Annotated in this window: 14 protein-coding genes; 9 read left to right on the top strand and 5 right to left on the bottom strand. The window is 67.7% G+C overall.

The genetic code is table 11. From position 1 onward, the window contains the following. Positions 1-12: 12 nt before the first annotated feature. From corA to G3I17_RS27030, 3 genes are all read left to right on the top strand, one after another. Positions 13-1,179: a magnesium/cobalt transporter CorA gene (corA, locus tag G3I17_RS27040; protein ID WP_164600400.1), complete on the top strand. Its 1,167-nt coding sequence runs from the start codon at positions 13-15 to the stop codon at positions 1,177-1,179. Positions 1,180-1,229: 50 nt separating this feature from the next. Next, a complete protein-coding gene (locus G3I17_RS27035; RefSeq protein WP_164600399.1) occupies positions 1,230-1,415 on the top strand; it encodes a hypothetical protein in 186 nt (61 codons plus the stop codon). Between the two features lie 235 nt (positions 1,416-1,650). Continuing rightward, entirely contained in the window at positions 1,651-2,235 is a 585-nt protein-coding gene (locus G3I17_RS27030; protein ID WP_164600398.1) for an HU family DNA-binding protein, read from the top strand. A gap of 113 nt (positions 2,236-2,348) precedes the next feature. Here G3I17_RS27030 and G3I17_RS27025 read toward each other — a convergent pair whose 3' ends face one another. Next, positions 2,349-2,555, bottom strand: coding sequence for a hypothetical protein (locus G3I17_RS27025; RefSeq protein WP_164600397.1), 207 nt, complete (start codon positions 2,553-2,555; stop codon positions 2,349-2,351). Positions 2,556-2,585: 30 nt separating this feature from the next. Next, on the bottom strand, positions 2,586-3,257 hold the full coding sequence (gene cofC / locus G3I17_RS27020; protein ID WP_164600396.1) for a 2-phospho-L-lactate guanylyltransferase: 672 nt from the start codon (positions 3,255-3,257) through the stop codon (positions 2,586-2,588). A gap of 16 nt (positions 3,258-3,273) precedes the next feature. Here cofC and G3I17_RS27015 point away from each other — a divergent pair, with 16 nt between their 5' ends. Together G3I17_RS27015 and G3I17_RS27010 are read left to right on the top strand one after the other, a co-directional pair. Next, a complete protein-coding gene (locus tag G3I17_RS27015) occupies positions 3,274-4,110 on the top strand; it encodes a lysophospholipid acyltransferase family protein (RefSeq protein WP_164600395.1) in 837 nt (278 codons plus the stop codon). Next, on the top strand, positions 4,107-5,111 hold the full coding sequence (locus G3I17_RS27010; protein ID WP_164600394.1) for an NAD(P)H-dependent glycerol-3-phosphate dehydrogenase: 1,005 nt from the start codon (positions 4,107-4,109) through the stop codon (positions 5,109-5,111). The genes G3I17_RS27015 and G3I17_RS27010 overlap by 4 nt, the downstream gene beginning before the upstream one ends. A 767-nt stretch (positions 5,112-5,878) precedes the next feature. Here the strand turns inward: G3I17_RS27010 and G3I17_RS27005 are convergent. Then, positions 5,879-7,021, bottom strand: coding sequence for an ROK family protein (locus G3I17_RS27005; RefSeq protein ID WP_164600393.1), 1,143 nt, complete (start codon positions 7,019-7,021; stop codon positions 5,879-5,881). Between the two features lie 69 nt (positions 7,022-7,090). On the opposite strand from G3I17_RS27005, the gene G3I17_RS27000 reads away from it, so the two are divergent. After that, positions 7,091-8,185 (top strand): Gfo/Idh/MocA family oxidoreductase, encoded by a 1,095-nt coding sequence (locus G3I17_RS27000; RefSeq protein ID WP_164600392.1) that lies wholly within the window; start codon positions 7,091-7,093, stop codon positions 8,183-8,185. A 43-nt stretch (positions 8,186-8,228) separates the two neighbouring features. Further along, entirely contained in the window at positions 8,229-9,236 is a 1,008-nt protein-coding gene (locus G3I17_RS26995) for a sugar phosphate isomerase/epimerase family protein (RefSeq protein ID WP_164600391.1), read from the top strand. 34 nt (positions 9,237-9,270) lie between these two features. Here G3I17_RS26995 and G3I17_RS26990 read toward each other — a convergent pair whose 3' ends face one another. Further along, a complete protein-coding gene (locus G3I17_RS26990; RefSeq protein WP_164600390.1) occupies positions 9,271-9,789 on the bottom strand; it encodes a GyrI-like domain-containing protein in 519 nt (172 codons plus the stop codon). A 258-nt stretch (positions 9,790-10,047) separates the two neighbouring features. Here G3I17_RS26990 and G3I17_RS26985 point away from each other — a divergent pair, with 258 nt between their 5' ends. Then, positions 10,048-10,854 carry a class I SAM-dependent methyltransferase gene (locus tag G3I17_RS26985; RefSeq protein WP_164600389.1) on the top strand — a complete coding sequence of 269 codons (807 nt, stop codon included), beginning with the start codon at positions 10,048-10,050 and terminating at the stop codon, positions 10,852-10,854. Positions 10,855-10,915: 61 nt separating this feature from the next. Continuing rightward, a complete protein-coding gene (locus tag G3I17_RS26980) occupies positions 10,916-11,674 on the top strand; it encodes an SMP-30/gluconolactonase/LRE family protein (RefSeq protein WP_239062935.1) in 759 nt (252 codons plus the stop codon). A gap of 23 nt (positions 11,675-11,697) precedes the next feature. Here G3I17_RS26980 and G3I17_RS26975 read toward each other — a convergent pair whose 3' ends face one another. Further along, positions 11,698-12,858: an MFS transporter gene (locus tag G3I17_RS26975; RefSeq protein ID WP_343238429.1), complete on the bottom strand. Its 1,161-nt coding sequence runs from the start codon at positions 12,856-12,858 to the stop codon at positions 11,698-11,700. Positions 12,859-12,905: the final 47 nt, after the last annotated feature.

The raw sequence follows: 12,905 nt of genomic DNA, 5'->3' as shown, positions 1-12,905 counted from the left end.
GGAGGATTCGTCATGTCCGACATTCGCCTGCGCACGCTCCGTGCGTTCAGCCGCACCCCGTCCCTCCGCGCCGCCGCCCGCCGGTACGCCGGTGCTGTCGCCGATCCCGCGCCGATCGAGCAGAAGCCCGCGCAGCCCACGGCCCACAAGCCCAAGGGGCACAGCGTCGTCGACAGCGCGATCTACTGCGACGGCTCACGGGTCGCGTCGCCGGAATCGCTGGCAGACACCTACCAGGTACTGCACGAGTCGCCGCAGAGCCTTGCCTGGATCGGCCTGTACCGCCCTGACCGGCGCGAACTGACCTCGCTGGCCCAGGAGTTCGACCTGCACGAGCTGGCGATCGAGGACGCCATCCAGGCCCATCAGCGGCCGAAGCTCGAGCGCTACGGCGACACGTTGTTCGTCGTACTGAAGGCTGCTCGGTACCGGGACGCGACCGAGGAGGTCGAGTTCGGCGAGGTGCACGTGTTCGTCGGCCCGGACTTCGTGGTGACGGTCCGGCACGCCGAGGCGCCGAACCTGGCCGCGGTCCGCCGCCGGGTCGAACGCGATCCCGAGCTGCTGCGCCAAGGGACCGAGGCTGTTCTCTACGCGATCATGGACAAGGTCGTCGACGGCTATGCGCCGGTGGTCGCCGGGCTCGAGAACGACATCGACGAGATCGAGACCGAGGTGTTCCGTGGCGACCCGAAGGTGTCGCGGCGCATCTACGAGCTGTCGCGTGAGGTGATCGAGTTCCAGCGCGCGACCCGGCCGCTGGTCGGCATGCTCGACTCGTTGCGGGCGGGCTTCGACAAGTACGGCGTCGACGAGGAACTGCAACGTTCGCTGCGGGACGTGGCCGACCACGTCACCCAGGTGGTCGAGCGGGTGGACGCCTTCCGCGAACTGCTCCGCGACATCCTGACGGTGAACGCGACGCTGGTCGCCCAGCAGCAGAACGAAGAGATGAAGAGCCTCACGATGGCGAGCAACTCGCAGAACGAAGAGGTCAAGCGGATCTCCGCCTGGGCGGCGATCCTGTTCGCCCCGACGTTGATCGGCACGGTCTACGGGATGAACTTCGACGTCATGCCGGAGCTGCATTGGCAGTACGGCTATCCCTTCGCGGTCGGCCTGATGGCGATGGTGTGTGGTGGTCTGCACCTGATCTTCAAGCGTCGCGGCTGGTTGTAGGAAGAGGACGGTTAGTCTGCAACTCCGGTTGTCTCGAGGAGGTTGTGGCTATGTGGCTGTTCCTGCGGCGGCGGCTCATCATGTGGGTCGTGCTGGCGATCGCGGTGCCTTTGCTGGAGTGGTTGCTGGGCAAGGTCAGTGCAGAACTGAAGGCCCGCAAGGGTGAGAACGCAGTGACCAAAGGGCTCGACACAGCCCAGTCCGGCGTCCGTACCTTGCGCGGAAAGCGGCGCTGAAAGCCCTTTCAGCGCCTCGATCGGTGATGTGGCCGAGGTCACCGTTGGTCGCCGGTTCGTTGCTCTGAAGGGAATCAGAAGCCCCTTCGGAGGCCAATCGGGGAAAAATTTGGTCCAAATCACCTGAAACAAGGGCGAATTGCCGCGTTGGTGTTTGTGAACACGCCGATGAGTCCATAACGTTCACGGAAGATCGAGCGCTGTGCTCGACGCCATCGTTCACGGAGGGAAGACAGTGAACAAGAGCCAGTTGGTCGAAGCGCTCGCAGTGCACTTCGACGGAAATCGCCGTTCGGCCCAGCACGCCTTGGAGTCGGTCATCGACACCGTCCAGCGCGAGCTGACCAAGAAGGGCGGCAAGGTTGCCATCACCGGGTTCGGTGCCTTCGAGGCCATCGAGCGCGGGGCACGCATGGTTCGCAACCCGCGGACCGGCGAGACCAAGCGGGCCAAGAAGACCGTGGTTCCGAAGTTCCGCGCGGGTGCGGAGCTGAAGGCCGTCGTCTCCGGCGCCAAGAAGCTGCCGAAGCTGGTTGCACCGAAGGCGGCCCCGGCCACCAAGGCTGCGCCGGCCAAGACGGCCGCGCCGGCCAAGAAGGCCGCTCCGGTCAAGGCCGCCGCCAAGAAGGCTCCGGCAAAGGCCGTCGCCACCAAGACGGTTGCGAAGAAGGCCCCGGCCAAGAAGGCCCCGGTCAAGACCGTCGCGAAGAAGGCGGCCCCGGTCGCGAAGAAGGCTCCCGCCAAGACCGTTGCCAAGAAGGCGCCGGCCAAGAAGGCCCCCGCCAAGAAGGCTCCGGCGAAGCGCGTAGCTGCTCGCTGACCCGTCAGCACTTGGTAGTACCAGCATCACCAGCGAAGGCCGGTCTCCCCACACCAGGGGCGACCGGCCTTCGCCGTTGCCGTTGCCGCCAGGGTTGCCGAGGGCAATCTGGTTCAGGGCAGAGTGATGAAGTGGACCTCGGAGATCGCCAGGCCGGCGCCGGAGCCTGTGGTGATCAGGCGGACTCGCTGGCCGAGGCGGAGCAGGCGCACCGGAGTACCGATGAGGGCTTCGGCGTCGAAGGGCAACTCGATGCCCGTGTCGGTCAACACTGCACCGGAGGCTGTCGCAGCGTCGTAGCGGCTGACTGTTGCTTGCATGGCCTTACGGTAGCGGCCTTTGACAGGCCTCTAGCAGGCAAGGCCTTCAGTGCCCGTCGCGGCGCCCATCACCAGTGACATCACATCAGCAGTCCGGGGACCGACACCTAGCTGTACTGCGTGCGCCAGGTCCGCTGCGGTGTCCACGTCACGCCGCAGCGACTCGATCGCGACCAGCTCGATCGCTACTGCACCAGACGCCTGGTGGGCTAGTGCGGAACCCACACCGAAGCGGGGATCCAGGGGAACGCCGGGGGCGGCGGCGAGCATCGTAGTACCGGTCCCTGGCTCGTCTATGACGAGGTTGCGCGCTGCGGTGCAGGCTGCAAGGGCAGCAGTCAGCTCGGACGGTCTGAGCGCCGGTAGGTCGGCTGAGAGCGCCACTACCCCGGACTCTGGGTACTCGGCCGCTGCAACCGCTGCACCGTGCTCCAGAGCGCCGTTGAGCCCTGCACCCGGCACGTCCGGTACTACGCGCGCGCCGATCGCGGTGACGTCCGCTGCGACCACTGGGTCATCCGTGACAACCAGGACCGCGCGGACCAGAGGAGACTCGAGTGCAGCCGCAGTAGTGTCGACTGCGAAGGCGCGAGCGAGCTCCGGACGGTGCTGCGGGTATGCGGAAGCCAGCCGGCTCTTAGCGATCGCCGTACGCTTCACCGGGATCACCAGGGTCCAGGGAACGACCTGTAGGTCTGCCATCAGGCAGGATTCTCCCATGACCGACGGCGACAACAGCCACCAGGAGGCAGTAGTGAACGGCCAGCGCACCACCGAGGGACCCCGGCCACGGCGGGGGTTCTGGTTCGGCCTGGTGGTGGCCATCGTCAAACCGTTCATGCTGATCTGGACCAAGCGGGACTTCCGCGGTCGCGAGAACGTGCCGCGGACCGGTGGTCTGGTGTTCGTGACGAACCACATCTCGCACTTCGACCCGTTCGTGCTGGGGATGTACATCTGGGAGTGCCGGCGGATCCCGCGGCTGCTCGGCAAGGCGTCGCTGTTCAAGCTGCCGATCGCAGGCCGGATCATCACCAGCGCGGGACAGATCCCGGTGTACCGCGACTCGGCCGAGGCCGCGGACGCGTTCCGGGCAGCGGTCGCCGCGGTGGAGAAGGGCGAGTGCGTTGGCGTCTATCCCGAGGGCACGATCACCCGGGACCCGGAGCTGTGGCCGATGACCGGCAAGACCGGCGCGGCGCGGATCGCGCTGATGACGGGCTGCCCGGTGATCCCGATCGCGAACTGGGGTGCGCAGGAGATCTTCGCGTCGTACGGCAGCCTTCGCGTGCGGCTGCTGCCGCGGAAGACGATGCGGGTGATCGCGGGGGAACCGGTCGACCTGAGCGCTTTCCAGGGCAAGCCGATCACGAACGAGCTGTTGCACGAGGCAACCGAGGTGATCATGCAGCGGGTGGCCGGGGAGCTCGGCGTACTGCGCGGGGAGACTCCGCCCAAGGAGCTCTTCGATCTGCGGGATTACAAAGCCCGGGAAGACCAGGCTGCAGAGCCGAAGACGTCTGAAGACAACCGTGAGGATGGGGAGACTCGATGACCAAGATTGCGGTGTTCGGCGCGGGGTCCTGGGGGACCGCCTTCGCGATTGTCCTGGCCCAGGCTGGTAATCAGGTGTCCGTCTGGGGACGCCGCGAATCGCTCTGCGAAGCGATCAACACGCGGCACGAGAACCCGGACTACCTGCCCGGCCTGAGACTTCCGGACGCGATCACCGCAACGCACGACCCGGCGCTCGCCGCCGAGGGCGCTGAGGCGATCGTGCTCGCCGTTCCTTCACAGTCGCTGCGAGCCAACCTGCGCGACTGGGCCGACGTGCTGCCGGCCGCGGTACCGCTGGTTTCGTTGATGAAGGGCGTCGAGGTCGGTACTACGAAGCGGATGAGCGAGGTGATCGCGGAGCTGACCGGCGCCGGCCCCGAGCGGATCGCTGTCGTCTCCGGCCCGAATCTTGCCCGCGAGATCGCCGAGGGCCAGCCGGCCGCTGCCGTTGTCGCGTGCGCCGATGAGGGAACGGCTGCCCGGCTGCAGAAGTTGTGCCACTCGCCGACGTTCCGCCCGTACACGAACAACGACGTGATCGGCTGCGAACTCGGCGGCGCCACGAAGAACGTGATCGCGCTTGCCGTCGGGATGGCCGTCGGACTGGGCTTCGGCGACAACGCACGCGCCTCCGTCATCACCCGGGGGCTGGTCGAGACCGCGCGCCTTGGTACTGCGCTGGGCGCCGACGAGCACACCTTCTCCGGTCTGGCCGGCCTGGGTGACCTGGTTGCCACCTGCTCGTCACCCCTGTCCCGCAACCGCACCTTCGGCGAGAAACTCGGCCAAGGGATGACGGTCGCGGAGATCGCCGGCGCAACCCGCCAGGTCGCCGAGGGCGTGAAGTCCTGCGCCTCGATCTCCGAACTCGCCCACCACCACGACGTGGAAATGCCGATCGCCGAACACGTCACCAAGGTCGTCGCCGGCGAGATGACCCCGAAGGACATGCTCTTCAGCCTGGTATCGAGATCAGCCAAGTCCGAACGCTGGGGGTAGTTCCCCCACCCCCGCCCACCCCAGAACGCAACTCCTGCGTCGCTACTCGCGTGTACCCGGGTCGCGGGTGCTCCCGTCGAGATTGCCACGACTTTGTGCACCTCCTGAGCGCCAACGTCCGCAGCGGATGCTCAGAGGGTGCACAAGGTTGCGCGACGTCGCCCGTTGAGGCGGTCGTCGGTGGGCGTTTGGCCGGGCCGGGTTGCTCAGCGGGTATGCATGGTCATGGGGGGATAGGTGGCTGGGCCCTCGGTTCGAGAGGCGAGCAGGTGTTCGTGGGCAGTAAGCGACGCAGGAGCTCCGTTCTCGGGTGGGGCGGCAGCACTGTCGCTGCTCGCGTGTACCCGGCAGGCAGTTGCTCCATCGCTGCTTCCGTATGCCCGGCGAGCGGGTACTTCGTTGCTCGCCGAGCAGATCGAGCGCGTGGGCCGGCTCTGCTCTGGCATTCAGGTATGCGGTGCTTCGTCGAGATCGCAGGGGAGCCGGGCCGAGCAGCTTCCGATGGTCTGCGGCCAGCGGACTCGCGTGCTTTCGGCACGGACCGCTTCCATCGACGAAACCGGTCGGGTGGTGTTCGTCGATGCGGCCGCGTCTTGCGAACCGTCGTCACCTCAGATGTGCATCGGCCGCTCAACCCCGCTTCGTGGGGGTTCGCCACCGGCAGACCAATGGGCGAATCGTCCGACGAAAGGGCTCTCTGTTCGCTTCGAGCGGTGACGGACGAGCCGCGTTCTGGGTGGGAGCGCCGACGGAGGAGATGCGTGAGGCTACAGGCCCAGGGTGTGTTGGAGGATCATTGCGGCTGCTCCTCGGACTGCTGCTTGGTGGCTGGTTCGGGAGGGGACTACCTTCAGGTCGGTGGTGGCCAAGGGCAAGGATCTGGCGTAGATCGCTTCGCGGATGCCGGCCAGGAGGCTGTCGCCGGCTTGGGACAGGGAGCCGCCGATCACCAGGACCGACGGGTTGATGAGGCTGACGCAGGCCGCCAGGACGGTACCGATCTCGCGGCCGGCTTGCCGAACAGCTTGGGTGGCGGCCGTGTTGCCTGCGCGAACGAGCTCGACGACATCCTGGCTGCTGGTTGCCTCGAGACCCCCTGCGCGCAGTTGGGTGGCGATGGCCGCGGCGGACGCGACTGCTTCCAGGCAGCCGGTGTTGCCGCAGCGGCAGAGCTCGGTGTGGCCGGCGGCCTGGATGTGGCCGATGTCGCCGGCCGCGCCTTGGGCGCCGCGATGCAGGCGGCCGCCGCTGATCAGGCCGGCTCCGATGCCGGTGGCGACCTTGACGAACAACAGGTGCTCGACGTCGGCGTACTGACTGGTGTGCTCGCCGAGGGCCATCAGGTTGACGTCGTTGTCGACGAGGACCGGGCCGGTGAACTCGGCGGTGAGCCGGCCGACGACGTCGTACGAATCCCAGCCGGGCATGATCGGTGGGTGGTTGGGGCGCCCGGTCAGATGCTCGACCGGGCCGGGGAGACCGACGCCGGCGCCCGCGAGCCGTCCGTTGGGATGGCGGGCCAAGAGTGCCCGCGCGTGCTCGGTGAGCGTGGCCAGGACGACCTCCGGGCCGTCGGCGATGTTCTGGCTGATGGTGGCGCTGTCGAGGATCTCGCCGGCCAGATCGGCGAGCGCGACGGTCAGGTGGGTGGCACCGATGTCGGCGGCCAGGACCAAGCGCGCCGTGGGGTTGAACCTGAAGCGCCCGGGAGGCCTGCCGCCGGTCGACTCGGCCGCCTCGTGCGGTACGACGAATTCCTGCGCGACCAGCAACTCCAGCCGCCCGGTGACCGTGGAGCGGGCCAGGCCGGTCAGGTCCATCAACTGGTTGCGGGTCCGGGGCTGCCCGTCCAGCAGCAACTGCAGCAGTGGATCGGGATCCGCCGCCCGTGCGCTGAGCTCGTCGCCCATGAGACTTCCGCCGTTCGTTGCGAGACTTCTGCTTGACAGGAAACAAAAGTCTCGCATAGCGTCGCATCCATGTCCACCACAGCGCGCAAGCTCAAGGTCGGGATCGTCGGTGGCGGCTTCATGGGCCGCGTGCACGGACGGTCCGCGTTGGTCGCGGGCGCGCAGATCGTCGGCGCGGTCGGGTCCAGTCCAGATCGGGCCGAGGCCGCCGCTGAGGCGTCGGGCGCCGAGCGCGGCTTCGCGACGCTGGACGAGTTGCTCGCCGCCGACATCGATCTCGTGCACGTCTGTACGCCGAACAACACGCACCTGTCGGTCACGTTGCAAGCGCTCGAGGCGGGTAAGCACGTCATCTGCGAGAAGCCGCTGGCCACGTCCGCCAAGGATGCGACCGGGTTGCTCGCCGCCGCGCTGGAGGCCGGTCGCGTCGCCACCGTTCCGTTCGTCTACCGGTACCACCCGATGGTGCGCGAGTTGCGGACGAGGATCGCGGAGGGTGACGCGGGCCAGATCACCAGCCTGCACGGGAGCTATCTGCAGGACTGGCTGGCCGGTGAGAACGACCAGAACTGGCGCGTGGACGACACCGCGGGTGGTCCGTCGCGGGCGTTCGCCGACATCGGGTCGCACTGGTGCGACCTGACCGAGTTCGTCACGGGTGACCGGATCGCCGACGTGAGCGCGCAGACCCGCACTATTCGTGCGAGCCGCGGCGGCGTCGAAGTACGGACCGAAGATCTGGCGACCGCACAGTTCCGTACTGCTGCGGGCGTCGTCGGGACGGTCGTCGTCAGCCAGGTCGCAGCTGGGCGCAAGAACCGCCTGTATCTGGAGGTTTCCGGGACCGAGTCGAGTTTCGGCTTCGACCAGGAGGACCCGGATCGGTTGTGGGTCGGACGACGCGCGGCGAGCCAACTGCTGACGCGCGATCCCGAGACCCTCAGCCCGCCCGCGGCGCGGGTCAACCGGCTGCCTGCCGGTCACGCGCAGGGCTATCAGGACGCGTTCGATTCGTTTGTCGCCGACACCTACGCGGCCGCGCTGGACGGCGACCAACCGGACGGACTGCCGGACTTCGCGGCCGGCGTCCGCTCGGCTCACCTCGTCGACGCCGTACTGCGGTCCGCTGCCGCGGACGGCGCCTGGACCACTGTCGAGAACTGAACCCACGACCTCATCGCACGACTGATCATCGAGGAGTCCCCACATGCCACGCCCGATCACCCTGTTCACCGGTCAGTGGGCCGACCTGCCCTTCGAAGAGGTCTGCAGTCTCGCTTCCTCCTGGGGCTACGACGGCGTCGAGATCGCCTGCTCCGGTGACCACTTCGACGTCCAGCAGGCGATCGACGACGAGAACTACATCGCCGGCCGCAAGGAGATCCTCGAGCGGCACGGGCTGCAGGTCTTCGCGATCTCCAACCACCTGGTCGGGCAGGCGATCTGCGACGACCCGATCGACTTCCGGCACCAGGCGATCCTGCCGTCGCGGGTGTGGGGCGACGGGGATCCCGAAGGTGTCCGGCAGCGGGCGGCCGAGGACATGAAGAACACCGCGCGAGCGGCGGCCAAGCTCGGCGTGAAGACGGTGGTCGGGTTCACCGGATCGTCGATCTGGCAGTACGTCGCGATGTTCCCGCCGGTACCGGCCGAGCGGATCGAGGCGGGGTACAAGGACTTCGCGGACCGGTGGAACCCGATCCTCGACGTCTTCGACGAGGTCGGCGTGCGGTTCGCGCACGAGGTGCATCCGTCGGAGATCGCCTACGACTACTGGACCACGACGCTGACGCTGGAGGCGATCGGCCACCGCGAGGCGTTCGGACTGAACTGGGACCCGAGCCACATGGTGTGGCAGGACATCGACCCGGCCGCCTTCTTGTGGGACTTCAAGGACCGGATCTACCACGTCGACTGCAAGGACACCCGGATGCGCGTCGGCGGCGGGCGCAACGGACGCCTCGGCTCGCACCTGCCGTGGGGCGACCCGCGGCGCGGCTGGGACTTCTACTCGACCGGCCACGGCGACGTGAACTGGGAGGACTGCTTCCGCGTCCTCAACTCGATCGGCTACGAGGGCCCGATCTCGGTCGAGTGGGAAGACGCCGGGATGGAACGCAAGGTCGGCGCCGCCGAAGCAGTCGACGTCATCCGCAAACTGGCCTTCGACAAACCCGAAGGCTCCTTCGACGACGCCTTCGCCACCGACAAGTAGCCCACCCGAGCAAGTGAGTCAGTTGAGCAGTAGGTCAGTCGAGCTCCAGCTGGACCTCGACGATCCAGTGCGACTGGTCGTCGCCGTTCGCTTCGAGGTAGTGCTCGCGCCAAGACAAACCTGCGGACGGTCGCCCGGTGGATTCCGCCCACCGGGCGAGCTCTTGGTACGCGGTGGAGATGGTGTTCATCGGCCCGTGGTGGACAACGGCGGCCACGTGGGTGGCCGGCAAAACGTGGTCCTGCAGGCCGGGCACCTGATCGCCGGTAAGTGCGTAGCCGGCGGTGACCCGAACCGCCTGGGCGCCGCTGTCCCTACGACCGTCACTTGCGCTGTCGCCCCCGCCGCACTCGCCCTCGCCTGAGTTGGGTGGGGTTGGTTGGTAGCGGGCGATTGGTGTTGTGCGGTCTGCGGTGGCCGCTTCCATTTGGTTGATGACTTGCTCGAACAGCGCTTGTACGACGGCGCCCGTCTGCTGGCGGCTGGCGTCCGGGGCATCTGCTGAGAGGGCGGCGAGAGTGACAGCTTCGACGTACTTGGTCTCGACGTTCACCTGAGTCTCCTGTTCGATCAGTCGGAGTCTCGCCTGGACCCGGTCGAGCGTGTGGCGGTCGTGGCGCACCTGGCGTTCCAGCTCGGCTTCCCGCAGACGCAGCGCCGCCGAGGTGGGCGAATTCTCCGATGTTCATCATGGTCCCTTCACTGTCCGGCTTCACACTGTGTCAACTGCAAGGTCGAGGACGGCGTCAACTGCAAGGTAGGCCTGGTGGTCTACTGGGGTCGTCAAACCTGCGGGTGGAGGGAGCGGGCTGTGGAGCTCGACTGGGGTCTGGGGCAGTACGAGCCGACGGGGGAGTCGCTGTTGCCGATCTCCGAGGTCGTCGTGGCGATGTCGGAGCCGCTGGCAGGAAAGCGTGTCGTCGATCTGGGGACTGGTACCGGCAACGCCGCACTACTGGCGGCCGAGCGTGGCGCCGTGGTGACTGGCGTCGATCCGGCCGCGAGGTTGGTGGAGGTCGCGCGGAAGCGAGCCACCGAGCGCGGGCTGCAGGCCGAGTTCCTCATTGGTGACGCTGCGTCGATCCCTGTCGAAGACGGCACCGCGGACCTGCTGCTGTCGGTCTTCGCCGTCATCTTCGCGCCGGATGCCGACGCGGCGATCGCCGAGATGGTGCGAGCGACGGCACCCGACGGGGTGATCCGGCTGACCTCGTGGGTCCCCGGCGGATCGATGATGGCGATCAACGGCGCCGCCGGCAAGTTCATGGCCGAGGTGTTCGGCAGCGGCCCGGCACCGGACCCCGACGCGCCCAAGCCGCTCGGCTGGCACGACGAGCCGGCCTTGCAAGAGGCCTTCGCCAAGCACGGGTTCGTGGTGGAGCTGGAGCGCCGCTCGATGAACCTCACCGGCAAGTCGCCCGAGGAGTACCTGGAGAAGTCGGCACGGCACCCGATGGCGGTGAGCGCGGCGCAGGCATTGGCCTCCCGCCCCGACGGCAATGAGTTGCAGGCCGAGCTCGAGCGCCGCCTGCTGGCCGCAGTACGGGAGATCAACGAGGATCCGGCGGCACTCAAGGTCTCCAACGAGTACGCGATCGTGACCGCCCGGCGCGGCTGATGTCGAAACGCGGCCGGTGACTTCGTCCAGAAGGTAAAGCACCTGGCTGAAGGAGAAGGCGATGTCGAAGGTCTTGCTGGATGGGCTCGCGTACGGCGAATCGGCGCGCTGGCACGACGGGCGGCTGTGGCTCGCGAACTGGGGGACCGGTGAGGTGCTGGCGGTCAGCCCGGATGACGGCAAGAGCGAGGTCATCGCCACCGTGCCGCCCGAGACCATCCCGTACTCGATCGACTGGACGCCCGACGGCACGCTGCTGCTGATCGCCGGCACGACGCTGTACCACCAGCACAACGGCGAGCTGGTCCCGTCCGCCGACCTGAGCGGGCTGGCGGACATGTTCAACGAGATCGTCGTCGACAGTCGCGGCAACGTCTTTGTCAACGGCGGCTGGTTCGACTTCAACCAGCCCGGTGTGGTCGTCGTCGTGACCCCCGACGGGCGGGCCCGGCAGGTTGCGGACGGCATCCGGTTCGGGAATGGCATGGCGATCACCGCCGACGACTCGACGCTGATCGTCGCGGAGTCGTACGCCTGCGACCTCGCGGCCTTCGACATCGGCGCCGACGGCAGCCTCTCCAACCGCCGCGTCTGGGCCGACCTCCAGGGCGGTCACCCCGACGGCATCTGCCTCGACGCCGACGGCGCCGCCTGGTACGCCGATGTGCCCGCGCAGCGTTGTGTCCGGGTGCAGGAGGCGGCGAAGTGCTTGAGACCGTCGACCTCGACCGAGGCGCCTTCTCCTGCATGCTCGGCGGCTCTGAGGGCACCACGTTGTTCATGCTGTCCGCCCAGTGGCGCGGGTTCGAGCACATGCTGAGCCCGGACCGCACCGGCCTCGTTTCAACTGTCGACGTGGCCGTCCCGCACGCCGGCAGGCCGTAGTACGGCGGAGAACACGGCTATGCCGGTTGCGAGCACCGTCACCAGGATGAAGGAGATGCTGAGGTTGCTGGCCTGGGCGATGCCGCCGATGATCGACGGGGCGATCAGGCCTGCGGTGTAGGTGACAGTGGCGACTCCCGCGATCGCCTGGCTGGCGTTGGGGCCGGTACGACCGGCTGCGGCGAAGGCGAGCGGTACTACTACGGCAATGCCGAGCCCGAGCAGTCCGAAGCCGGCTATGGCGACCAGTGGATGGCCAGCCAGCACCACTAGTACGCCGCCGAGCGTGGCGATCGCGCCGCTGACTCGCACGGTCCGTACTGCGCCCCAGCGGTCGACTACCGCGTCTCCGCCGAGCCGGGCGACAGCCATCGTCAGTGCGAAGCCGGTCGTCGCAGCGGCGGCGACACCGGCCGAGGTGGTCAGTACGTCGCGCAGGTAGACGGCAGACCAGTCCAGGCTCGCCCCCTCGGCGAAGACGGAGCAGAAGCCCACTGCCCCGATCAGCCACGCGGACTTCGGTGGCAAGGCGAAGCGTGGTGGCGCCTCCTCGTCCTCGGCCGGACGCAAGTTGAGTACCCAGTGGCAGGCAGTAGTCCCCGCCAGAGTCAGTACTACGGCCGCGACCGTGTGGTGCAGCTGGGCGCTCACATCGAGGTGGGCGGCTAGGGTACCGATGCTGGAGCCGACCAGCGCTCCGACGCTCCACATGCCGTGCAGACTGGACATGATCGACTTGCCGAGTCGCTGCTCGACCTCGACGCCGAGTGCGTTCATCGCGACGTCGGCCATCCCCGCGGTCGCGCCGTACACGAACAGCGCGGCGCACAAAGTCACCAGATTGGGTGCGAACGACGGCAGGACGAAGGCGAGCGTCCAGAGCGCGATCAGGCCGCGGAGGGCGGTCCGGCTGCCGAAGCGGTGGCTGATCCGCGCGGCCAGCGGCATCGTGAGCGAGGCGCCGATCGCCGGGAAGGCGAGCGCCAGCCCGAGCTGTCCCGGACTGACCGAGGCGTGGTCCTGGATCCACGGCACCCGGGTCGCGAACGACCCCGCCACCGAGCCATGCACACAGAAGACCGCGGCGACGGCGTATCGGGCCTGGCGGATCTCGGTCACTGACTCAACCTCACATCGGATTCCACCATTCAAACAACCAGCTTGTT

Origin of the sequence: Streptomyces sp. SID13031 (genome assembly GCF_010548305.1) — a bacterium.
GTDB lineage: Bacteria > Actinomycetota > Actinomycetes > Propionibacteriales > Kribbellaceae > Kribbella.
Note: the sequence above shows the minus strand (reverse complement) of the source record. Positions and strands in the feature narration are given on the sequence as shown.